The organism is Micromonospora sp. CNZ297 (assembly GCF_007827625.1).
In genome coordinates, this window is record NZ_VISU01000018.1 from 18,930 (window position 1) to 40,342 (window position 21,413).

20 protein-coding genes are annotated in these 21,413 nt (G+C 74.5%); 12 read left to right on the forward strand and 8 right to left on the reverse strand.

The window, feature by feature from the left end; genetic code table 11:
• Window positions 1–44: 44 nt before the first annotated feature.
• Together FB454_RS25775 and FB454_RS25780 are read right to left on the reverse strand one after the other, a co-directional pair.
• Window positions 45–1,115: an NlpC/P60 family protein gene (locus FB454_RS25775; protein ID WP_145751926.1), complete on the reverse strand. Its 1,071-nt coding sequence runs from the start codon at window positions 1,113–1,115 to the stop codon at window positions 45–47.
• A 57-nt stretch (window positions 1,116–1,172) separates the two neighbouring features.
• A complete protein-coding gene (locus tag FB454_RS25780) occupies window positions 1,173–2,270 on the reverse strand; it encodes a mandelate racemase/muconate lactonizing enzyme family protein (RefSeq protein ID WP_013287493.1) in 1,098 nt (365 codons plus the stop codon).
• A 44-nt stretch (window positions 2,271–2,314) separates the two neighbouring features.
• Between FB454_RS25780 and FB454_RS25785 the strand changes: the two genes are divergently transcribed.
• The gene (locus FB454_RS25785; RefSeq protein WP_030274136.1) at window positions 2,315–3,112 is read left to right on the forward strand and encodes a tyrosine-protein phosphatase; all 798 of its coding nucleotides are present in this window, start codon (window positions 2,315–2,317) and stop codon (window positions 3,110–3,112) included.
• A gap of 5 nt (window positions 3,113–3,117) precedes the next feature.
• Here FB454_RS25785 and FB454_RS25790 read toward each other — a convergent pair whose 3' ends face one another.
• Window positions 3,118–3,984: a serine hydrolase gene (locus FB454_RS25790; RefSeq protein ID WP_030274137.1), complete on the reverse strand. Its 867-nt coding sequence runs from the start codon at window positions 3,982–3,984 to the stop codon at window positions 3,118–3,120.
• 73 nt (window positions 3,985–4,057) lie between these two features.
• On the opposite strand from FB454_RS25790, the gene FB454_RS25795 reads away from it, so the two are divergent.
• Window positions 4,058–4,723: a class I SAM-dependent methyltransferase gene (locus FB454_RS25795; protein WP_013287490.1), complete on the forward strand. Its 666-nt coding sequence runs from the start codon at window positions 4,058–4,060 to the stop codon at window positions 4,721–4,723.
• A gap of 129 nt (window positions 4,724–4,852) precedes the next feature.
• Here FB454_RS25795 and typA read toward each other — a convergent pair whose 3' ends face one another.
• On the reverse strand, window positions 4,853–6,721 hold the full coding sequence (gene typA / locus FB454_RS25800) for a translational GTPase TypA (protein WP_013287489.1): 1,869 nt from the start codon (window positions 6,719–6,721) through the stop codon (window positions 4,853–4,855).
• Between the two features lie 131 nt (window positions 6,722–6,852).
• On the opposite strand from typA, the gene FB454_RS25805 reads away from it, so the two are divergent.
• Together FB454_RS25805 and FB454_RS25810 are read left to right on the forward strand one after the other, a co-directional pair.
• Window positions 6,853–8,325 carry a DedA family protein gene (locus tag FB454_RS25805; protein ID WP_013287488.1) on the forward strand — a complete coding sequence of 491 codons (1,473 nt, stop codon included), beginning with the start codon at window positions 6,853–6,855 and terminating at the stop codon, window positions 8,323–8,325.
• 32 nt (window positions 8,326–8,357) lie between these two features.
• Window positions 8,358–9,227 (forward strand): transglycosylase SLT domain-containing protein, encoded by an 870-nt coding sequence (locus tag FB454_RS25810; RefSeq protein ID WP_145751928.1) that lies wholly within the window; start codon window positions 8,358–8,360, stop codon window positions 9,225–9,227.
• Between the two features lie 54 nt (window positions 9,228–9,281).
• Here FB454_RS25810 and FB454_RS25815 read toward each other — a convergent pair whose 3' ends face one another.
• Entirely contained in the window at window positions 9,282–11,408 is a 2,127-nt protein-coding gene (locus FB454_RS25815) for an MMPL family transporter (RefSeq protein WP_030274140.1), read from the reverse strand.
• Between the two features lie 136 nt (window positions 11,409–11,544).
• Here FB454_RS25815 and FB454_RS25820 point away from each other — a divergent pair, with 136 nt between their 5' ends.
• The 5 genes from FB454_RS25820 to FB454_RS25840 all read left to right on the forward strand — a co-directional run bounded on the left by FB454_RS25820 (window position 11,545) and on the right by FB454_RS25840 (window position 16,738).
• Window positions 11,545–12,063, forward strand: coding sequence for a MarR family winged helix-turn-helix transcriptional regulator (locus FB454_RS25820; RefSeq protein ID WP_030274141.1), 519 nt, complete (start codon window positions 11,545–11,547; stop codon window positions 12,061–12,063).
• 2 nt (window positions 12,064–12,065) lie between these two features.
• Complete coding sequence (locus FB454_RS25825) at window positions 12,066–13,715, forward strand: CocE/NonD family hydrolase (RefSeq protein ID WP_145823671.1); 1,650 nt, start codon at window positions 12,066–12,068, stop codon at window positions 13,713–13,715.
• Window positions 13,716–13,885: 170 nt separating this feature from the next.
• On the forward strand, window positions 13,886–14,794 hold the full coding sequence (locus FB454_RS25830) for a hypothetical protein (protein ID WP_030274143.1): 909 nt from the start codon (window positions 13,886–13,888) through the stop codon (window positions 14,792–14,794).
• A gap of 97 nt (window positions 14,795–14,891) precedes the next feature.
• Window positions 14,892–15,467, forward strand: a complete 576-nt coding sequence (locus FB454_RS25835) for an ArsR/SmtB family transcription factor (RefSeq protein ID WP_030274144.1) — start codon at window positions 14,892–14,894, stop codon at window positions 15,465–15,467.
• Window positions 15,464–16,738 carry an MFS transporter gene (locus FB454_RS25840; RefSeq protein ID WP_030274145.1) on the forward strand — a complete coding sequence of 425 codons (1,275 nt, stop codon included), beginning with the start codon at window positions 15,464–15,466 and terminating at the stop codon, window positions 16,736–16,738. Before FB454_RS25835 ends, FB454_RS25840 begins: the two co-directional genes overlap by 4 nt.
• A gap of 49 nt (window positions 16,739–16,787) precedes the next feature.
• Here FB454_RS25840 and FB454_RS25845 read toward each other — a convergent pair whose 3' ends face one another.
• The gene (locus FB454_RS25845) at window positions 16,788–16,991 is read right to left on the reverse strand and encodes a cold-shock protein (RefSeq protein WP_013287480.1); all 204 of its coding nucleotides are present in this window, start codon (window positions 16,989–16,991) and stop codon (window positions 16,788–16,790) included.
• 180 nt (window positions 16,992–17,171) lie between these two features.
• On the opposite strand from FB454_RS25845, the gene FB454_RS25850 reads away from it, so the two are divergent.
• Window positions 17,172–17,846, forward strand: a complete 675-nt coding sequence (locus FB454_RS25850) for a class I SAM-dependent methyltransferase (RefSeq protein ID WP_013475868.1) — start codon at window positions 17,172–17,174, stop codon at window positions 17,844–17,846.
• Window positions 17,847–17,945: 99 nt separating this feature from the next.
• Window positions 17,946–18,554: a DedA family protein gene (locus FB454_RS25855; RefSeq protein ID WP_036311610.1), complete on the forward strand. Its 609-nt coding sequence runs from the start codon at window positions 17,946–17,948 to the stop codon at window positions 18,552–18,554.
• 45 nt (window positions 18,555–18,599) lie between these two features.
• Here FB454_RS25855 and FB454_RS25860 read toward each other — a convergent pair whose 3' ends face one another.
• Both FB454_RS25860 and FB454_RS25865 read right to left on the reverse strand, forming a co-directional pair.
• Window positions 18,600–19,253 carry an MBL fold metallo-hydrolase gene (locus FB454_RS25860; protein ID WP_145823672.1) on the reverse strand — a complete coding sequence of 218 codons (654 nt, stop codon included), beginning with the start codon at window positions 19,251–19,253 and terminating at the stop codon, window positions 18,600–18,602.
• 8 nt (window positions 19,254–19,261) lie between these two features.
• Window positions 19,262–19,978: a maleylpyruvate isomerase family mycothiol-dependent enzyme gene (locus tag FB454_RS25865; protein ID WP_013475870.1), complete on the reverse strand. Its 717-nt coding sequence runs from the start codon at window positions 19,976–19,978 to the stop codon at window positions 19,262–19,264.
• Between the two features lie 237 nt (window positions 19,979–20,215).
• Here FB454_RS25865 and rsgA point away from each other — a divergent pair, with 237 nt between their 5' ends.
• The gene (gene rsgA / locus FB454_RS25870; protein ID WP_145823673.1) at window positions 20,216–21,295 is read left to right on the forward strand and encodes a ribosome small subunit-dependent GTPase A; all 1,080 of its coding nucleotides are present in this window, start codon (window positions 20,216–20,218) and stop codon (window positions 21,293–21,295) included.
• Window positions 21,296–21,413: the final 118 nt, after the last annotated feature.

Genomic DNA, 21,413 nt, shown 5'->3' on the forward strand with positions numbered 1-21,413 from the left:
AGGGGCGCTCCCATCCCCGGGGGCGCCCCGCGGCGTGTCAGGGGTCAGACGCGGTAGGCGCCGACGAGGGTGGCGGTCCGGTCGGCCGGCAGTTCCTCCTCGACCACCCGGCGGGTCAGATAGCAGGCGTGCAGCATCCGGCGCCGGCCGCCGCGCGGCTCGGCCGACACGATCCCGACGTGGTGGATGCGCCGGCCGGGCCGGGCGAAGAAGTAGAGGTCGCCGGGGCGTTCGGCGTCCAGCGGCACCCGCGAGGTCGCCGCCGCCTGGTCGTCGGCGTCGCGCGGCAGCGTGATCCCGTACCGCCGCCAGGCCAGGTGCACCAGCCCGGAGCAGTCGATGCCGTCGGTGGACATGCCGCCCCAGACGTAGACCAGGTCGCGCAGCCGCTCGGCGACCGCGAGCACCTTCTCGGCCTCGGGACGCTCGGCGGGCAGCGGCACCAGGTCGTCCTCCGTGGCCCAGAGCGGGTCGGCCCGCCCGGGTACGCGGACCGGGCGTCTGCCGTCCACCGGCGGGCCGGCGGGGGTGAGCCGGGTGCCGAGGACCACGCCGGTGAGCGCCGCGTCGCCGTCCGGCTCGGCGCGCAACGCGGTGTGGGCGACGTCGACAGTCAGCGGGGCGTCGGCGGCCGAGCCGGAACCGGCCGGACCAGAACCGGCCGGACCGGAACCGGCCGGACCAGGACCGGCCGGGCCGGTACCGACCGGTGCCGGTGCGGGCGAAGCGGGTCCGGACAGAGCGGGGCCGGCCGGGTCGAGGTCGGTCGGATCAGGGGAGGACGGGTCGGCGTCGGCCGGATCGGCCAGGTGGGCGGCCCGCAGCCACCCCGGGTAGCCGTCGGCGCCGAGCTTCGCCGCGGGCTGGCCCAGCGCCACCACCCGCACCCAGCCGTCCGGCCGGGTCTCGGTGACGCGCACCGGCTCGCCGAGCAGCAGCTGGGTCAGGACGCAGTCGCCGACGAGCTGGTCGCGGTCCATGCCCGCGATCCAGGCGGCCACGTCGGGGGAGCCGGCGAGGGCGGGGCAGTCGATCGGACGTACCGCCTCGGGCGCGGTCCAGAGGGTCGCCACCGGTACCCGTACGACGGCCCGGCGGCCGGGCTGAGGCGCCACGCGTACCCCTCTCTGCGGTGGTCGTCGGGGCGACCATATGAAAAATTCTGACGTTGCTCAAGCATGTGTCTGAATTTTAGCTTCACGCAGTCCGGTGACTCCCAGGCCCGGCGCGTCCGGCAGCAGCACGCTCGCGCCCTCGTACCGGATGCCGCCGCTGACCGGCGACCAGGCCAGCCACCAGGCGGCGTCGAGGTCCGACACGGCAGTGGTGCCGTAGGCGGCGACCAGGCTGGCCGCGGCGCCGACCCCCACCGGGCCCTCCATCATCGAGCCGACGATGGTGCCCATGCCGTGCGCGGCGGCCAGGTCGAGCAGCGTGCGGGCCGGTTGCAGGCCGCCGCACTTGGCCAGCTTCACGTTGACCATGTCGGCGGCCCGCCGCCGGATCACCTCGACCAGGTCGCGCACGTCGAAGACGGACTCGTCGGCCAGGATCGGCAGGTCCACCCGGTCGCTGACCCAGGCCAGCCCGTCCAGGTCGCGGCGGTGCACCGGCTGCTCGACCAGCTCCACGTCGAGCCCCGCGTCCTCGATCGCGCGGATCACCCGCACCGCCTCCCGGGGCGTCCAGCCCTGGTTGGCGTCCAGCCGGATCCGTACGTCCGGGCCGACCGCGGCGCGCACCGCGCGGACCCGGTCCAGGTCGCCGCGGGCGTCCGTGCCGACCTTGAGCTTGAGCACCGTGAACCCCTCGGCGCCGCGCCGCGCCGCCGTCGCGGCCAGGTCGACCGCGTCACCGGCGGCCAGCGTGACGTCGGTCGGCACGCGCAGCGCCGTGCCACCGAGCAGACGCACCAGGGGTACGCCGAGCCGCCGCGCGGCCAGGTCGTGCAGCGCCACGTCGAGCGCCGCCTTCGCCGACTCGTTGCCCACCACGGCGCGGTGCACCAGGGCACAGGCGGCCTGGAGGTCGTCGGCGTCGCGGCCGATCAGCAGCGGCGCGAGCAGTTCGCGTACGCACGCCTCGGCGCCCGCCACCGACGCGCCGGTGACCTGCCAGACCTGCGGCGCCTCCCCGAAGCCGGACCGGCCGTCGCCGTCGACCACCTCCACGACCAGGGTGTCCACGGTGGTGGTGCGGCGCAGCGCGGTGACGAACGGGGTGTGTAAGGGGGCCGACAGACGGTGGGTGCGTACCGCGGCGATCGTCATGTGGGGCACCCTATAGCCAACTGGCGGCGAGCAGGGGAGGGCCGATGGCCGGGCGGGAATGGGAGCTGGTGGGCGCGCCGAACGCGCGTGACCTGGGTGGACTGCCGACGACCGACGGGCGGCGGGTACGGGCGGGGCGGCTCATCCGCACGCCCGCGCTGGGCCGGCTCACCGACGAGGACCTGCCGGTGCTGGGCAAGCTGGGACCGGCGTGCGTGGTGGACCTGCGTGACGTCCACGAGCAGGCGGTGGCCCCGCCGGACCGGCTGGTCGGGGAGCCCCGCACCGTGCACCTGCCGGTCTACGACGCGGCGCACCCGGTGTTCACGTACGTCTCGGCAGTGTTGCAGGGCCACGACCTGGACGCGTACGCGGCGCTGGCCCGCGAGGGCATGCCGGGGGCGATGACCGCGATCTACCGCTGGTTCGTCACCGGGGAGTCGGCGCGGGCCGGGTTCGGTGCGGCGGTGCGGCTGGCCTCCGAAGGCGCGAACCTGCCGCTGCTGTTCCACTGCTCGGCCGGCAAGGACCGCACCGGCTGGCTGTCGGTGGTGCTGCTGACCGCGCTGGGCGTGGAGGATGAGGCGATCCGCGCCGACTACCTGGTGCACAACGAGCTGACCGAGAGCCTGCGCGAGGTGCTGCTGTCGGCGATGATCCAGCGCCGGCCGGACCTGGACCCGGCGGTGGCCCGGCCGCTGCTGGAGGTGCGCCCGGAATACCTGGACGCCGCCTACGACGAGGTGCGCCGCGCGCACGGCTCGTTCGACGCGTACCTGCGGGACGGTCTGGGGGTGACCGACGCGGACCGCGCCGCGCTGCGCGAGCGGCTGCTGGAGTAGCCGGGTCAGCCGGCCAGGTCGTGCCGGGCGGCCCAGACCCGCTCGGAGACGTGCGCGATCAGCCGGCAGGCGTCGTCGGAGACCTCATCACCGTCCGCGCCGCCGTCGGCCAGGTCGGTGGTGGTGCAGACGACGATCGTGTACGGCGGCGCGTCGTCCGGGAACACCACTCCCGCGCCGTGGCGTACGCCGCGTACCCAGCCGTTCTTGTGCGCGATCCGGGTGCCGTCGGGCAGCCCGGCGGCCAGGTCCTCGCGGTGTTCCTGCGCGACGAGCACGTCGAGCATGGCGGCGCAGCCGGCCGGCGAGGCGAGCCGGCCGGGCCGGGTCGCGCCGAGCGCCAGCTCACCGAGCACGGCGGCCAGGTCGGCGGCGGTGACCAGGTTGTCGATGCCGGAGTCGCGGGCGGCGAAGTCCTCGATGCCGCGGCCGGTGACGCTGTGCCGCGCCCCGGCGAGCGCCCACGCCTGCGCCACCGCGGGCAGCCCCACCTGGCCGATGCAGATGTTCGTGGCGAGGTTGCTGGACCGGATGATCATCCGTTCGGCGAGCCAGCGCAGTGGCGCCTCGCCGCCGACGCGGTCCCAGACCGCCTCGTCGTTGTCGTAGTCGCGGTCGTTGGCGAACCGGGGCACGCCCGGCAGCGCGGAGTCGAACGAGTTGCGCACCGGCACCGGCGCGTCCAGGTCGAGCCGGCCGGCCTCGGCGGCGCGGAACAGCGCCACCAGCACGGCGAGCTTCATCGTGCTCGCCGCGTAGTGGGTGGCGTCGGCCCGCCGCGTCCACGTGGGCCGCGCGCCGGGACGGCCCACGTACGCGGAGACGGTGCCGGGCACCCGGTCCAGGTGCGCGTCGAGGTCCTCCCAGATCATGTGCGCACCGTAGCCGATCTTCGGGGCGTACGCGGGGCAGCGGCGACCACGGGGGCGGGGCTAGCGTGCGGAGATGACGACCCCGTTGTACGACGACATCGCCGACTGGTACGAGGAGTACGCCAGCGAGACCTCGTCGGTCTACATGGACCGGGTCCGGTCGGTGCTGGCCGACCTGCTCGGTGACGGCCCGGGGCGGTGCGTGGACCTGTGCTGCGGCACCGGGGCGCACGCGGCCGAGCTGCGGCGTCTCGGGTGGACACCGGTGGGAGTGGACCTGTCCGGCGGGCAGCTACGCCACGCCCGCGCCCGGCTGCCGGTGGCCCGCGCCGACGCGACCGCGTTGCCGCTCGCCACCGGCGCCGTACCGGCGGTGGTCTGCGTGCTCGCGCACACCGACATGCCGGACTATCCGGCGGCGGTCGCCGAGGCGGCGCGGGTGCTGGCGCCCGGCGGCCGGCTGCTGCACGTCGGGGTGCACCCGTGCTTCGTGGGCGCGTTCGCCGACCGGTCCGAGCCGGAGCGGATCGTGATCGACGGCGGGTACGCCTCGCGGGACCGCACGGTCCGCTCGTGGAACGCGACCGGGGTGCGGGCGCGGGTGGGCGCGTGGCATCTGCCCCTGGCCGGCCTGCTGGACGCCGTGGCGGCCGCCGGCCTGCGGCTGACCCGGGTGGTCGAGTCCGGCTCCGGCCCGATCCCCGACGTCCTGGCCCTGGAGGCCACCAAACCCCACTGACCCCACCCCCCCCGCCGCACCGCCGCCTCGCGCCCACCCCGTCGGTGGGGACGGTGGGGACGGGGGAAGGGGGGAGCCCGGTCCGCCTAGGGCGGGCCGGGCTCCGGGTGGGGCTGGTGAGCTGGTGGGTCAGCCGGCGTGCTTGCGGCGGGCGGCCATCCGGCCGCGCTGGGTCTGGTCCAGCACCACCTTGCGGATGCGCACCGCGGCCGGGGTGACCTCGACGCACTCGTCCTCGCGGCAGAACTCCAGCGCCTGCTCCAGGGACAGCTTGCGCGGCGGGATCAGCTTCTCGGTCTCGTCGGCCGTCGACGAGCGCATGTTGGTGAGCTTCTTCTCCTTGGTGATGTTGACGTCCATGTCGTCGGAGCGGGAGTTCTCGCCGACGATCATGCCCTCGTACACCTCGGTGCCCGGCTCGACGAAGAGCTGGCCGCGCTCCTGGAGGTTGGTCATCGCGAACGCGGTGACCGCCCCGGCCCGGTCGGCGACCAGCGACCCGTTGTTGCGGGTGCGCAGCTCGCCGAACCACGGCTCGTACGACTCGAAGACGTGGTGCAGGATGCCGGTGCCGCGGGTCTCGGTGAGGAACTCGGTCCGGAAGCCGATCAGGCCGCGCGCCGGGACCAGCCACTCCATCCGGATCCAGCCGGTGCCGTGGTTGACCAGCTGCTCCATCCGGCCCTTGCGGGTGGCCAGGAGCTGGGTGATGGCACCCAGGTACTCCTCCGGGGAGTCGATGGTCAGCCGCTCGACCGGCTCGCAGGTCTTGCCGTCGATCTCCTTGGTGACGACCTGCGGCTTGCCGACGGTCAGCTCGAAGGACTCGCGGCGCATCTGCTCGACCAGGATCGCCAGGGCCAGCTCGCCGCGGCCCTGCACCTCCCAGGCGTCCGGCCGCTCGGTGGGCAGCACCCGCAGCGACACGTTGCCGATCAGCTCCTTGTCGAGCCGGTCCTTGACCATCCGGGCGGTGACCTTGGCGCCCTTGACCCGGCCGACCAGCGGCGAGGTGTTGGTGCCGATGGTCATCGAGATGGCCGGCTCGTCCACGGTGATCAGCGGCAGCGGCACCGGGTTCTCGGCGTCGGCGAGCGTCTCACCGATCATGATCTCCGGGATGCCGGCGACGGCGATGATGTCGCCCGGCCCGGCGGACTCGGCCGGCTTACGCTCCAGGCCCTCGGTCATCAGCAGCTCGGAGATGCGTACCCGCTGGGTGCTGCCGTCGGTGCGGCACCAGGCCACGGTCTGGCCCTTGCTGATCGTGCCCTGGCGGACCCGGCACAGCGCGAGCCGGCCCAGGAACGGCGAGGCGTCGAGGTTGGTGACGTGCGCCTGCAGCGGCGCGCCCTCGTCGTACGCGGGCGCGGGAATGGTGTCCAGCAGGGTGCGGAACAGCGGCTCCAGGCTGCTGCTGTCATCCGGGACCGCGCCGTCGGCGGGCTGGGTCAGCGAGGCGATGCCGTCGCGGGCGCAGGCGTAGACGATCGGGAAGTCGATCTGCTCCTCGTCGGCGTCCAGGTCGAGGAACAGCTCGTAGGTGTCGTCCACGACCTCCTTGATCCGGGCGTCCGGACGGTCCACCTTGTTGATCACCAGGATGATCGGCAGCCGGGCGCGCAGCGCCTTGCGGAGCACGAACCGGGTCTGCGGGAGCGGACCCTCGCTGGCGTCGACGAGCAGCACGACACCGTCGACCATGGTCAGGCCGCGCTCGACCTCGCCGCCGAAGTCGGCGTGACCGGGGGTGTCGATGATGTTGATGGTGACGGCCTCCGAGCCGTCCGCCGGCAGGTACCGCACGCCGGTGTTCTTGGCGAGGATGGTGATGCCCTTCTCGCGCTCGAGGTCCATCGAGTCCATGACCCGCTCGGTGGTCTCACCACGGGCGCCGTAGGCGCCGGCCTGCCGCAACATGGCGTCGACCAGGGTTGTCTTGCCGTGGTCGACGTGGGCGATGATGGCGACGTTGCGGAGGTCGGTGCGTAGCTGCATACCCTCCATACTCCTGTCTGCGGTTGCCGGGGCACGCCTCGGGGTCACCCCGAGACAACCCGGATCTGCGTCGAAAGTGCTGTGCCGACCGTTCCAGCGACTGGCATGCTGACACCCGTGCGGGGTGTCCGATGCCTGACCTGCTGAGCTGGCTGCAGGAGCTGCCGCCCCTGCTGATCTACGTGGCCGCCGCGGCGATCGTCGCGGCGGAGACCGCGGTGATCGTCGGGCTGCTGATGCCCGGCGAGGCGACCCTGCTTCTGGTCGGCTTCCTAGCGTACGCGGGGACGCTGCGCCTCGCGCCCGTGCTGGTGGCCATGACCGCCGCCGCCGTGATCGGAGACACACTCGCGTGGCGGGCGGGCCGCCGGTACGGCCCCCGTCTGCGCGCCTCGGGCGTGGGTGCCCGGATCGGCGCGCACCGGTGGCGGCGGGCCGACTCGCTGCTGGAGCGCCTCGGCGGCCGGGGCGTGCTCGCGGCCCGCTGGATCGCGTTCGCCCGCACGCTGGCGCCCCGGCTGGCCGGGTCGGCGGGGATGCCGTACCGGCGGTTCGCGCCGTGGAACCTCGCCGGGGTCGCGAGCTGGGTCGGCGCCTCGGTGCTGGCCGGCTACCTGGCCGGTGAGTCGTACGAGCGGGTGTCGAAGCTGCTCGGCCGGGCCACCGGCGCGGTGCTGGCCCTGCTGCTGTGCCTGCTCGCCGTGGTCCTCGCGGGCCGCTGGCTGGGGCGCAACCCGGACCCGGTACGCGCGCTCACGGCGCGGGCCGCCGCGTTGCCGCCGCTGCGCTGGGTGCGGGCCCGGTACGGGGTGCTGTTCTTCCTGGTCGCCATGCGGGTCGGCCCGGCCTGGACGCTGCTGATCAACCTGGCGCTGGGGCTGGCGTTGCTGTTCGTCGCCGGGCTGGCCGTGGCGGTCCTGCTGGAGGCGGTCGTCGCGCACAGCGGGCTGGGTGTCCTCGACGGGCTGGTCGCCGACTGGTTCGCCGCCCGGCGTACCCCCGGGGTGGTCGACACGGCGCTGCTGGCGGTGTCGGTACTGCGCGGCTGGGTGCTGATCGCCGCGGTCGCCCTGGTCGCCGCGGTGGTGGCGCGGCGGGGCCGGTCGTGGCGGGCCGACCCGCTCGGGGTGCTGGGTACTGTCGGCGCCGCCGTGCCGCTGGTCCTGCTCGTCGTCGTCGCGGACCTGACCGGCCCGGGTGGCCCGGACCGCCCCGGTGACCTGTTCCCGACCCAGAACGCGGTGGTGACCGCGAGCTTCGGCACGCTCGCCTGGCTGCTGTCGCGGGGGGCCCGCTGGCCGGTGGGCGCGGCGGTGTGGACGGCCGCGTCGGCGGGGGTGGTCACTGTCACCGGCGCGCGGCTCTACCTGGGCTTCAGTACGGCGAGCGGCACCGTCACGGCGGTGCTGCTGGGCCTCGCGTGGACGACCGTCTTCGTGGTGGCGTGGGCGACCCGGGACCGGCTGGCCGACCGGGACGAGCGACCGGCCGGCGCGGACCGCGGCGAACGGCCGGCCGACGCGGTGGCGGGGGAGTCGCCGCCCCGGCCCCGGCGCCGCCGGTCCGCGTCGCGGGTACCCCCCGGACCCGTCGATCCTTGCTAGGGTGCGCCGACGGGGGACTACGGGGAGGTCCGATGCGGCGAGGACTCGGCCGATGGGCCGTGACAGTGGTGGCGCTGCTCGCGGCGGCCACGCTGGCGGCGTGCGGCGAGGAGGAACGGCCGGTCCGGGAGGTCGCTGCGGACCTGCCCACGGCGGCCCCGGCGGAGCAACCGCAGGAGGCGCCCGCCGACGCGCCGAGCGAGGAGCCGCCGGCGGTCGCGGCGATGGGCGGCCGGCCCAGCCCGAGCGCGTCGGCGAAACCGAAGCCGCGGGCGAAGCCGTCGCGCACGACCACGGCGCCGCTGGCCCGGCCGAAGCCGCCGACCGAGACCCAGGTGCCACCGGCGCCGCCGAAGCCGGCGGACGACGGCTGCAAGCCGAGCTACCGGGGCACCAAGGCCGGCCAGAGTCAGGTGAAGGCGGCGCTCGCCGACGCGGCGGCGCGGACGTACTGGCCGACGTCGGCGCCGGACATCCGCATCCCGTCGGCGCTGCTGAAGGCCACCGCCTGGCAGGAGAGCGGGTGGCAGTCCAACATCATCGCCTGTGACGGCGGGGTCGGGCTGATGCAGGTCATGCCGGCCACGGCGGAGTGGATGAACCAGCGCTTCGGCCAGTCGTACGACATCGACGCCTACCGGGACAACGCCTATCTGGGCGGCACCTACCTGGCCTGGCTGACCAAGTACATCGGCGACATGTACTTCGAGTCCGACTACCGGCTCGACGCCTCGCTGTGCACCGCCGAGCTGAACTCCTGCCTGCTCAACGCCGTGATCGCTGCCTACAACTACGGGCACGGCGCGGTCGCGCGGGAGGATCAGCCGCTGACCATCCCCAACCCGCAGTACGTGCGCAACGTGCGGGCGCTGATGACCGAGTGCGAGTGCCTGAGCTTCTGAGCGACCGGACGGACGGGCGGGGGCCGGCGTACGCGCCGGCCCCCGCCCGTGTCGTCAGTCCCGTGCGGTGACCGGCTCGGCCGGCGTCGCGGCGGGCGCGTCGGCGTCCCGGGTGATCCGCCCGGGCCACCAGAACCGGTCACCGAGCAGGAACGCCAGCGCCGGCACCAGGACGGTACGGACCAGCAGCGTGTCCAGCAGCACGCCGATGCAGACGATGATGCCGATCTGGGTGAGCGTGATCAGCGGCAGCACGCCGAGCACCGCGAACACCGCGGCCAGCAGGATGCCGGCGCTGGTGATCACGCCGCCGGTGACCCGCAGCGCCGACAGCATGCCGTCGCGGGTGCCGGTGCGGCGCGCGTCCTCCCGGGCCCGGGTGACCAGGAAGATGTTGTAGTCGACGCCGAGCGCCACCAGGAACACGAACGCGAGCAGCAGCACCCCGCTGTCCAGCGCCGGGAAGTCCAGCACGTGGTCGAAGAGCAACCAGGCCGCGCCGAGGCTGGCGAAGAACGAGCCGATGACTGTGAGCACCAGCAGCAGCGGCGCCAGGAGCCCGCGCAGCAGCAGCACCAGCACTGCGCCGACCAGCAGCAGGATGAGCGGCAGGATCAGCTGGAGGTCCTTGGTGTTGGCCTCGTTCGAGTCGTAGGTGGCAGCGACCGAGCCACCGACCAGGGCACCGTCGGGGGCGTCCGCGCCCTCCACGGCGGGCGGTGCCGAGTCCGGTACGGCGGACACGGCGTCGCGCAGCGCCACCACGGCCCGGTCGGAGGCGGCGCTGCCCGGCTCGGCGGTGAGCACCACGTCGATCTGGGCGACCCGGTCCCCGGCGGCGCCGGGCCGCGCCGAGGCGACCCCGTCGACGCCGCTCGCCGCGGCGAGGACCGCCTGGGCGGCCTGCGGGGTGGTGAGCACCGCGACCGGCTGGGTGCTGCCGGCCGGGAACGCCCGGGCGAGCGTCTCGGCTCCGGCGACCGCCTCGGGCTTCTCGCTGAACTGCTCGGTCTCGGACAGCCCGGTGCGGATGCCCAGGCCGCCGAGGGCGAGGCCGGCGAGCAGCAGGACTGCGAGCGCGGCGACCGGCAGCGGCCGGCGGACCACCAGCTCGCCGAGGCGGCCCCAGATCCGGCCCTCGCGGGCGGCGCTGCCGACGCGGGGGACGAACGGCCAGAACAGGCCCCGGCCGAACAGCAGCAGCGCGGCGGGGAGCACGAACAGGGCGGAGAGCATGGCGAGGATCACACCGGTGGCGCAGGCCAGGGCGAGCGCCCGGTTGGTCTCCTGCTCGGACAGCAGCAGCGTGAGCACGCCGAGGACGACGGTGCTGCCGCTGGCCAGGATCGGCTCGGCGGTGCGGCGCAGCGCCGACCGCATGGCGGCGAACCGGTCCTCCTCGCGGCGCAGTTCCTCCCGGTAGCGGGCGATGAGCAGCAGCGCGTAGTTGGTGGCGGCGCCGAACACCAGCACGCTGGCGATGCCCGTCACCTGCCCGCTGGGCAGGTAGATGCCGAAGGCGGGGACGAGGGACTCCACCACGCGCAGCGTGATCTGCTCGGTGGCGCCCACCACCAGCAGCGGTACCAGCCACAGGAACGGGCTGCGGTAGGTGACGAGCAGCAGTACCGCCACCACGGCGGCGGTGACCAGCAGCAGGGTGGTGTCCGCGCCCTGGAACACCTTGCCCAGGTCGGCGGTGAACGCGGGCCCGCCGGTGACCTCGACGGTCAGCTCGCCGGGCAGGTCACCGACGGCCTCGCGGAGCTTCTCCACCTCGTCGACCACCGCCGACGGGCCGCCCTCGGTGGACAGCGGCACCGCGACCAGCGCCACAGTGCCGTCCGGGGAGACCTGGGCGGGGGAGACCCGCCCGCCGGCGGCGAGCGAGCTCAACTCGCCGCCGAGGCCGTCGAGCACGCTGCGGTCGGCCCCGCTCAACGGGGCCCGGTCGGCGCGGCTGACCACCACCAGGGCGGTCTGGGCGTCCTTGGAGGGCAACTGCTCCTGGAGCCGCTCGACCTGCGTCGACTGCCACTCCACGGACAGGCCGGTGTCGGAGACGGGCGCCGGATTGTCCGGCTTCGGTAGCCCGAAGGCGACCACGCCGACGACGAGTGCGGCGGCCAGCGTGAGCCAGGCGGCCAGCCGGCCCCGGACGACGCGGGTGAACAGAGACATCTGATGCCCTCACATATTGGTCGCGGGGGATTCTCTCTTAACGAGTATCTTGATGAGCGAGATTATCCGCGGTGGTTCTATGCTGCAACCGGAACTGTTCGACAGGGGGTGGCGGCAAGCGGTGGCGGCGCACAGGATGTACCGGCGACGTGACGACCCACGCGGGCGCATGGTGGCCGACATCACCAACGACCTGCGTCGTTACTCGGTCGACGCGCAGCACATCGGGCACGCGTTCGCCGGGCTGCACGGGCTCAACGCCACCGACCTGTACGCCCTGATCGCGGTCATGGAGGCCGAGCTGGTGGGCGACCCGATCACCCCCGGCCGGCTCGGCGAGGCGCTCAACCTCTCCTCCGGCTCGGTGACCGCGCTGGTCGACCGGCTGGAACGCGGCGGCCACATCCGGCGCGACCGGGACACCGCCGACCGTCGCAAGATCCTCCTGCACTACGCCGACCGCGGCGCGACGCTGGCGCAGAGCTTCTTCGGGCCGCTGGGTCGCCGTACCGACGAGGTGATGGACCGCTTCAGCGACGACGAGCTGGCCGTGGTGCACCGGTTCATGGCCGAGATGGTGCACTCCATGCGTACCCACCGGGACGAGATCCGCGCCGCTCCCCGTCGCGGCGACGCCTCCGGCCCGGCCGACTGATCATGCGGCTGGTCACCCGGGCCGCCACCGCGGCGCTGCGACTGCCCGCCGCCCGCACCGGGCGGGTCACCGTCACCCGGGACATCCCGGTCCGGGTACGCGACGGGGTGACGCTGCGCACCGACCATTACGCGCCCGGTCTGCCCGCCGCGCCGTGCGTGCTGATCCGCACCCCGTACGGGCGGGGCGGGCCGATCCGGCTGCTGGGTCGCCTGATCGCCGAGCGGGGTTTCCACGTGGTGATCCAGTCGTGCCGCGGCACGTTCGGCTCCGGCGGCGAGTTCGCGCCGCTCGTGCACGAGCGCGACGACGGTCTGGACACGCTGGACTGGCTGCGCCGCCAGCGGTGGTGGACCGGCGCGTTCGGCATGTTCGGCGCCAGCTACCAGGGCTTCGTGCAGTGGGCGCTCGCCGCCGAGGCGGGCGACGAACTGCGCGCGATGGTCGCCGTGGTGACCGCGTCGGCCACCCGCGACTCCACGTACGCGGGGGAGTCGTTCGCGCTGGACACGGTGCTCACCTGGGCCGAGCTGCTCCAGGCGCAGACGGTGCCCTGGCTGGCCCGGCAGTGGGAGCTCAAACGCGGCCAGCCCCGGCTCGCCCGCGCCCTGGCGCACCTGCCGCTGGCCGAGGCGGACCGGGTCGCCACCGGCGTGACGGTGCCGTTCTTCCAGGAGTGGCTGCGTCACCACACGCCCGACGCCGACTACTGGCGTACCCGGGTCTTCGGCGACCGGATCACCGAGGTCCGGGCCCCGGTGGCGATGGTCAGCGGCTGGCAGGACATCTTCCTGCCGGCCCAGCTCGACGACTACGCCCGTCTGCGGGCCGCCGGGACGCGGACCCGCCTGGTCGTCGGGCCGTGGACGCACGGCAGCCCGGGGCTGCTCCTGGCGTCGCTGCGGGAGGGCCTGGACTGGCTCGACACCCACCTGGCCGGGCGACCCGGGCCGGAACGCGCGCCGGTACGGGTGCACGTCGGCGGCGACGGCGGCGGCTGGCGCGACCTGCCGGACTGGCCGCCACCGGCCACACCCGCGCGATGGCACCTGCGATCCGCCGGCGGGCTGGCCCCGGAACCGCAGGAGCACGGCGCACCGGACCGGATCTGGTACGACCCGGCCGACCCCACCCCGTCGCTCGGTGGCCCGCTGCTGGTGGCCCAGCGGGCCGGCGCGGTGGACAACCGGCCGGTCGAGGCGCGCCCGGACGTGCTCACCTACACCAGCGAGCCGCTGCGCGACCCGGTCGAGGTGGCCGGGCCGGTACGCGCCGAGATCCACCTGCGCAGCGAACTGTCGTACCTGGACGTGTTCGTGCGTCTGTGCGACGTGGACCGGCGCGGGCGCTCCTGGAACGTCTGCGACGGCCTGGTCCGCGTCGAGCCCGGGCGGTTCCCGCGCGATCCGTCCGGAGTGGTCACCGTGCCGGTGACGCTCTGGCCGACGGCGTACCGCTTCGCGTCCGGGCACCGGCTGCGGGTGCAGGTCTCCGGTGGCGCCCACCCCCGCTACGCGCGCAACCCCGGCACCGGTGAGCCGCTCGGCACCGCTGTGACCCTCCGTGCTGGCTGGCGGGAGATCCTCCACGATCGTGAGCATCCCTCGGTGTTGGTGCTGCCGCTCGTGCCGGCACCGTCCACAGCGGGATGATAGTTCAAAAAAGTGCCCCTGAGCTGGGCACTTCTGCCTAAGCGTGGTTAAGCTCGGAGCAAGTGCCCAGTGCCGTGCAGTTATCCGGCGGGGCGCGTCCGCGGATCGCATGTCATCACGCGGTGTGATTGTCGTGCCCTCGCCGGTCATCGATCGGAAGGGGAGCTGCCATGACGTCGGCCCCGGCGAACCTGCTGGCCGTCCGGAACCTGTTACTCACCTATCTCAACGTCGACAAGAACGCCGTACGCGCCGACGACCTGGAGCCGGCGGAGGTCGGCATCGTCGGTGACGTGAACCACCGCGGCGGCTACCACTGCGGCTCCGACCGGGTCGTCACGAACGACTACTCGGTGGTGGAGTCCAGCCGGGACCGGTCCGGGCTCACGTTGTACGCGTCAGCGCTGGACGTCGGCACGTTCTCGGTCCGCTCCGGCGGCGGCACGCACAACCTGCGGACCTTCTCCGCCTGGATGGTGGCGCAGTGCGCCGCGAACGCGGCCGACACCCGGGACATCCGGGAGATCATCTACTCCCCGGACGGGCGGACGGTGCGCCGCTGGGACCGGCTGGGACGGCGGACCGGCGGCGACAGCAGCCACCTGTTCCACACCCACTTCAGCTTCTTCCGCGACGCCACAAAGGCGGGGCGGGACCAGACCCCGCTGTTCCGCCGCTACCTCACCGCGATCGGGATGATCGCCGTCGTGAAACCGGAGGACGACATGGAACAGACCGACAAGCTCATCGGGAACACCGGCTCGAAGAGCCGTACGGTCGGCGACGTCCTGGCCGACCTGCAGAACCTGCGCAACTGGCTCATCTCGCCGGCGAACACCACCGGGCTGGTCAACCCGCCCATGGCGAACTCGCCGTTGCAGCAGATGCTGGCGATGCTGCGCGCCTGGCCGGCACTCGTGGCGCAGGTGAACGAGTTGTCCGGCAAGGACTTCACCGACGAGCAGCAGATCGTCTCCGGGGTGCTGGCCGGGCTGCCGCCGGAGAAGATCGCCGAGGCCATCCCGCCGCAGATCGCCCGGGACGTGGCCGACGAACTGTCCCGCCGGCTGACCGCCTGACCGTCCGGCGCCGCGACCCTCGTGTCGCGGCGCCCCGGTCCGGCCCATTCGGCAAGAGATATTGCGCAACAGCTCTTGCGAATGTCAGACTCGCCGGATGGAACAGCCCACCGTCCGGCAGGTCACCGACTCGCGGGTGCTCGCCGCGCTCGCCCACCCACTGCGCCGCCGGCTCATGGACGTGCTCAAGGTGTACGGCCCGTGCACAGTCGGCATGCTCGCCGAGCACACCGGCCAGGCGCCGGCGAACGTGAGCCACCACCTCAAGGTGCTCGCCGCCGCGGACCTGCTGGTCGAGGCGCCCGAGCTGGCCCGCGACCGCCGGGAACGCTGGTGGCGGCTGCGCGACCGGGGGGTGCGCTGGTCCAACAGCGACTTCGACGACGACCCGGCGGCCCGGGTGGTGGCCGACGCGGCCAGCTCACTCAACCTGGAGCGGCACGCCGAGCTGGTCCGCGCCTGGCAGGCGGCGCCCGACGAGGCGCACGCCGCGTGGGGCGAAGGGCCGTTCAGCACCGACAAGTGGCTGCACCTGACCCCGGACGAGCTGGCCGAACTCAGCCGCGAGGTGATCGAGCTGCTGGCCCGGTGGGCCGACCGGACGGTGCCCGACGACGGGCGCCGCCGCGAACCGGTCTTCGTGTTCGCCCACGGCGTCCCGGGCCGGCCGTGACCGCCACCGCGCGGACGTCCGGCCCGGTCGACGCGCCGCCCGGCGGCTTGTTCCGGCACCGCGACTTCCGGCTGCTCTGGACCGCCCACACGGTCAGCGCCGTGGGCAACAACATGACCGTCGTGGCGCTGCCGCTGGTCGCGGTCGCGGTGCTCGACGCGACCACGTTCCAGGTGGCGGTGCTCACCGCGGCGGCGTGGCTGCCGTGGCTGCTCGCCGGGCTGCCGGTCGGCGCGTGGGTCGACCGCGTCCGCCGCCGGCCCGTGATGATCGCCGCCGACATGGCCGCCGCCGCGCTGTTCGCGAGCGTGCCGGTGGCCGCCCTGCTCGGCCTGCTCACCGTCGGCCACCTGCTGGTCGTGGCTCTGGGCGCCGGACTGGCCCGGGTCTTCTTCGAGACCGCCGACCAGGTCCACCTGCCCACGCTGCTGCGTCCCGGGCAGGTGCCCGAGGCCAACGCCCGCCTGCACGCCACCCAGACCGCGAGCTACCTGGTCGGGCCCGGGCTGGCCGGCCTGGTCGCCCAGCTCGTCGGCGCGGTGGCCGCGGTGGCGCTGGATGCGCTGAGCTTCCTGCTCTCCGCGCTGTGCCTGCGCCGCATCCGCGCGGCCGAACCCCGGCCGCACCGTCCCGCCGGGACGACGTCGCTGCGCCGCGAGGTCGCCGCCGGGCTGCGGTTCGTCGTCCGCGACCCGTACCTGCGGGTGCTGACGGTCTTCGGGGCGGCCAGCAACATCGGGCTCACCGGCTACCAGGCCGTGCTCGTGGTGTTCCTGGTCCGCTCGGCCGAGCTGCCCGCCGGGCTGGTCGGCCTCCTGATCGGACTCGCCAGCCTCGGCGGCGTGATCGGCGCCGCGCTGGCCGCGCGCCTGTCCCGGCGGCTCGGCAGCGCCCGGACGCTGCTGGTCGCCGGTGCCCTCACCGGCCCGCCCGCGCTGCTGATCCCGCTCGCCGGGCCCGGCGCGCGCACCGGCTGGCTGGTGCTCGGCGGGATCCTGGTGAGCCTCGGCGTCGCCGTCGGCAACGTGGTCAAGGGCAGTTTCCGGCAGACGTACACGCCGTACCGGCTGCTCGGCCGCGTCACGGTGAGCATGCAGCTGCTCAACTACGGGACGATTCCGCTGGCCGCCCTGCTCGCCGGGGCGCTGGGCGCGGCGTGGGGGCCGGGCGGCGCGATCCGGGTGATGACCGCCTGGCTGGCGCTGACCCCGCTGATCCTGCTGGCCGGGCCACTACGGAAACGGCGCGACCTGCCGGCCGCGCCGTTGTGAGGATGCACTGCGGCGGCGGTCGGAGCCCGACCGCCGCCACCGGCACGCGCTACATCGGACGAACGTTGTCCGCCTGCGGGCCCTTCTGCCCCTGGGTCACCTCGAACTCGACCTTCTGGCCCTCGTTCAGCTCGCGGTAGCCACTGCTCTGGATGGCCGAGTAGTGGACGAACACGTCCGGGCCTCCGCCGTCCTGCTCGATGAAGCCGAAGCCCTTTTCCGAGTTGAACCACTTGACCGTGCCGGTTGCCATGCGTCTCTCCCTGTTCAATGCGAGCGAGCACCGGCTCCGCGGCCGGTGATCGCCCTGTACCACCCTGACAGTAACCGTCCGGACCGGAATCCGCTGCCGGAAGCGCGCGGCGCGCCCGTGAATACGTGCGCGACCGGAAAAAGACCCCGCCGTCGGGCCGGGCACGGCATGCTTGCCCCGATGAGCAGGCAGACGGCTCTGGCCGACCTGGAGCAGGAGATCGCGGCGCCCGGCGGGGGCCCGGACCGCCTGCGCCTGGTCGGTACGCCGTTCGTGCCGGAGGTGCGCCTGTACCTGGCCGAGGACGCCATCCTGTGGTGGGCCCGGATGGAGGCCGCCGCCGGGCGGTCGCTGCCGCCGCCGTACTGGGCGTCGGTCTGGGCCGGTGGCCAGGCGCTCGCCCGGCACCTGCTGGACCACCCGGAGCTGGCCGCCGGGCGGCGGGTGCTCGACCTGGGCGCCGGCTCGGGGCTGGTCGCCATCGCCGCCGCGCTCGCCGGGGCCGACCAGGTCATCGCCAACGACATCGACCCGTACGCGGTGGCGGCGGTCACCGTCAACGCCCGGGCCAACCGGGTCCGGGTGACAGCCGACGGCGCCGACCTGCTCGACGGGGTGACCGGCGCCGACCTGCTGGTAGCAGGGGACGCGCTCTACGACGCGGGCCTGGCCGCCCGGGTCCTGCCCTACCTGCGGCGCTGCGCCGCGCACGGCGTGCAGGTGCTGGTCGGTGACCCGGACCGGGGCCACCTGCCGCCGGACGGGCTGGAACTGGTGGCGAGCTACCCGGTGCCGACCACCGAACCCTCGGTCGACTCCCCGGTACGCCGGGTGCAGGTGCTCCGGCCCCGATGAGCCCGGCTGACCCTAGGGGTCTGCCCGGCCAGGTGTCGGGGACCACTGGGGGATCATGCCCGATGTGCCCGCGTGCCGCCGCCGCATAGCGTGCAGCTCATGAACGAACTCGTGGCCGCCGCCGGTGAGCTGCCCACCACCCTGTTGATGGGGCTGCTCGGCGTGGTCATGCTCGCCGACGCCGTACCCCTGATCGGGGTGCTGGTGCCCGGCGACGCCGCGGTCCTGGCCGCGGTCGGCGCGGGTCGTCCGGCCGGTGGGGCGCTCACCGTCGCGGCGGTGGTCGCGGGCTGCCTGGCCGGCTGGTCGCTGAGTTTCTTCGCCGGCCGGCGCTGGGGCGGGCGGCTGCGGGACAGCCGGGTGGGCGGCTGGATCGGCGAGTCCCGCTGGGCCGCAGCCGAGACGCTGCTGCACCGCGGCGGAGGACGGATCGTGCTGGTGGCGCCGTTCCTGCCGGTGTTCAACGCGTTGCTGCCGCTGGCCGCGGGCGGGCTGCGGATGTCGTACCGGCGGTTCCTGGTCTGCGCGGCGGCCGGGGCGACCGCGTGGGCCGGGCTCTACGTGGCGCTGGGGCTCGCCGCGCGGGCGCTGACCGGCCTGCTCCCCGGGGCGCTCAACCCCACGGTGCTGACCATGGCGGTCGGGCTGCTGCTGGCCGGCCCGGTGCTGCTCGCCACCCGGCGCCGGCTGCGGGCGCTCACCGCCTGACCGCGCCCGGCCCGGCCGTCACGGGGGAGGCCGGGCCGGGCGTCCTCACCAGCCGCGGGCGCGCCACTGCGGCAACGCGGGCCGCTCGGCGCCGATCGTGCTGTCCTTGCCGTGGCCCGGGTAGAACCAGGTGTCGTCCGGCAGCCGGCCGAACAGCTTGGCCTCGACGTCGTCGATGAGCCGGCCGAAGCGCTCCGGATCCTGGTCCGTGTTTCCCACGCCACCCGGGAAGAGGGAGTCCCCGGTGAAGAGATGCGGGGTGCCGGCCGGGTCGCGGTAGAGCAGCGCGATCGAGCCCGGTGTGTGCCCGCGCAGGTGGATGACCTCCAGCCCGCAGTCACCGACCGGCACCGTGTCGCCGTCGGCGAGCCGCTCGGCCTCGATGGGCAGGCCCTCGGCGTCGTCGGCGTGCACCAGCGCGCGCGCCCCGGTCTTGGCCACCACCTCCTCCAGCGCGACCCAGTGGTCCATGTGCTGGTGGGTGGTCACCACGGCGGCCAGCCCGCCGTCGCCGACCAGCTCCAGCAGGCGCGGCGCCTCGTTCGCGGCGTCGATCAGCACCTGCTCGCCGGTGGCGTTGCAGCGCAGCAGATAGGCGTTGTTGTCCATCGGGCCCACCGACAGCTTGGTGACGGTGAGCCGGTCGAGCTCGCGCACGGCCGGCGGACCGCCGGGCGTGACGTCTCCGGTGTAGGTCATGACGATGTTCAGATCCATTCCGGTGGGTTCGGCAGGGGGCCGTCGGGTTCGACGGTGAGCAGCTCGCCCGCGCCCCGGCCGGTCAGCCAGGCGGCGAGTTCCGGCGCGGGGCCGGTGACCGTGGGCGCCCCCTCCGGGTCACCCACGACGAGTTCGGACGCCGCGCCGTCGAAACGCAGCACCATGGCCGGTGCGGCCGGGTTGCCGGCCAGCCCGGTCACCACCTCGTGCAGCAGCCGCTGGGCGAACGCCTCCGGCCAGTCCGCGGGCCGGTAACCGGCCGCCAGGTCGACGTGGTGCACCTCGACCTCGCGCAGCCGCCCCCAGACCAGCATCGCCGCCGGCCACGGGCCGCGCCGGGTCTGCACCGTGGCGCCCCAGGCGTCCACGGGCATCGCCGCGACCGCCGCGTCGAAGCGCTGGCCGCTGCGGCGTACGTCGTCCAGCAGGTCGGCCGGGCCGCGGTCGGCGCCGGCGTCGATGGCGTCGGCGCGGGCCTGCGCCGAGGCGTACATCGGGATCTCCTCGCCGGTGCGTGCCGAGGTGAGCAGGTTGACGAACCCGTCGGCGTTGCGGGCCAGGTGGGTGAGCACGTGCGCGCGGGTCCAGCCCGGCAGCAGCGAGGGCGCCGCGACGTCCGCGGCGGTCAGACCGGACACGGTACGCAGCAGCCGGTCGTTCGCCTCGGCCAGCGGGCCGGTCAGCAGCAGGGGGTCGGCGGTCATCGCGTTCTCACCCGTCCGACCCTAGCGGGCCGGACCGGGCCGTGCCCGGGGGGAAATCGCTTTCGGCGCGTCGGCGTGCCACCTACCGTCGGGGCCGACGACATAGGGCCGGCGCCGGACGCGCCGGGCTCCACGTCGTCGAGTACGCGGCACCGGGAGTCGGAGGGGAGGTGGTGCGCATGCCGGTCGCAGCGCGTGTGTTCCGCCGTACCTCCCCTCGACACCGATGAGGACACCATGACTCTCGATCTGACCGCCCTCGGCTGGGACGCCGGCTGGGCGGCCCGTCTCGACCGGCGCGCCGGCCACCGTCCCGGGCGGGTCGCCCGGGTGGACCGGGGCGTCTGCACCGTGCTGTGCCCGCAGGGGCCGGTGCGGGCCAGCCTCGGCGGCGGCGTGCTGTCCGCCGCCGCCCGCGACCTGACCGCGCTGCCCTGCGCGGGTGACTGGGTGCTGCTGTCCACCTGGCCGGACGGCCCGGTCACGGTGGAGGCGGTGCTGCCGCGGCGTACCGCGCTGGTGCGGCGTACCGCGGGCAAGGACGCCAGCGGCCAGGTGCTGGCCGCCAACCTCGACGCCGCCGCGGTGGTCGAGCCGGTGCACCCGGAACCGGACGCCGCGCGGATCGAACGGCTGCTCTCCCTGGTGCACGAATCCGGGGCGGAGCCGCTCGTCGTGCTCACCAAGGCCGACCTGGCCGCCGACCCGGCGGCGGTGGCCCGGCAACTGGCCGACCTCGCGCCGGGGGTGCCGGTGCTGCCGGTCAGCGCGGAGCGGGGCACCGGCCTGGCGCCGCTGCGCAGGCACGTCGCCCCGGGGCGCACGCTCGGCCTGCTCGGCCCTTCCGGCGCCGGCAAGTCGAGCCTGGTCAACGCGCTGGCCGGGGCGGACGTGATGCGCACCCAGGCGATCCGCCGGGTCGACGGCAAGGGCCGGCACACCACCACCTGGCGGTCGCTGGTGCCGCTGCCGGGTGGGGGAGCGGTGGTGGACACCCCGGGCGTACGGGCGGTCGGCCTGCTCGACGGCGCGGCCGGCCTGGACCGGGCGTTCGCCGACATCACCGAGCTGGCGGCCGGCTGCCGGTACGCCGACTGCGCCCACGACGCCGAGCCGGGCTGCGCGGTGCGGGCCGCGATGGACGACGGCGAGCTGCCGGTGCGCCGCTGGGAGAGCTGGCGCCGGTTGCAGCGGGAGATCGAGCACGAGGGCGGTCGCCGCGCGGCCCGGCTGGCGGCCGAACGGCGGGGCGGATGGCGGGGCGGGCGGCGACGCACCGGACGTCCGGCGACCCCGCCCGCACCAGGGGCATTCTGAGCCGGCCCGGGCCGGTCGGGTGGACCTGCGTGGTTCCCGCCCGACCGGCCTGAGCTGGGGGAATGTTCGCGCGACGGAAGTTGTCATACGTCGGGGCTAGAGTTGCCGAGGCGTCTTT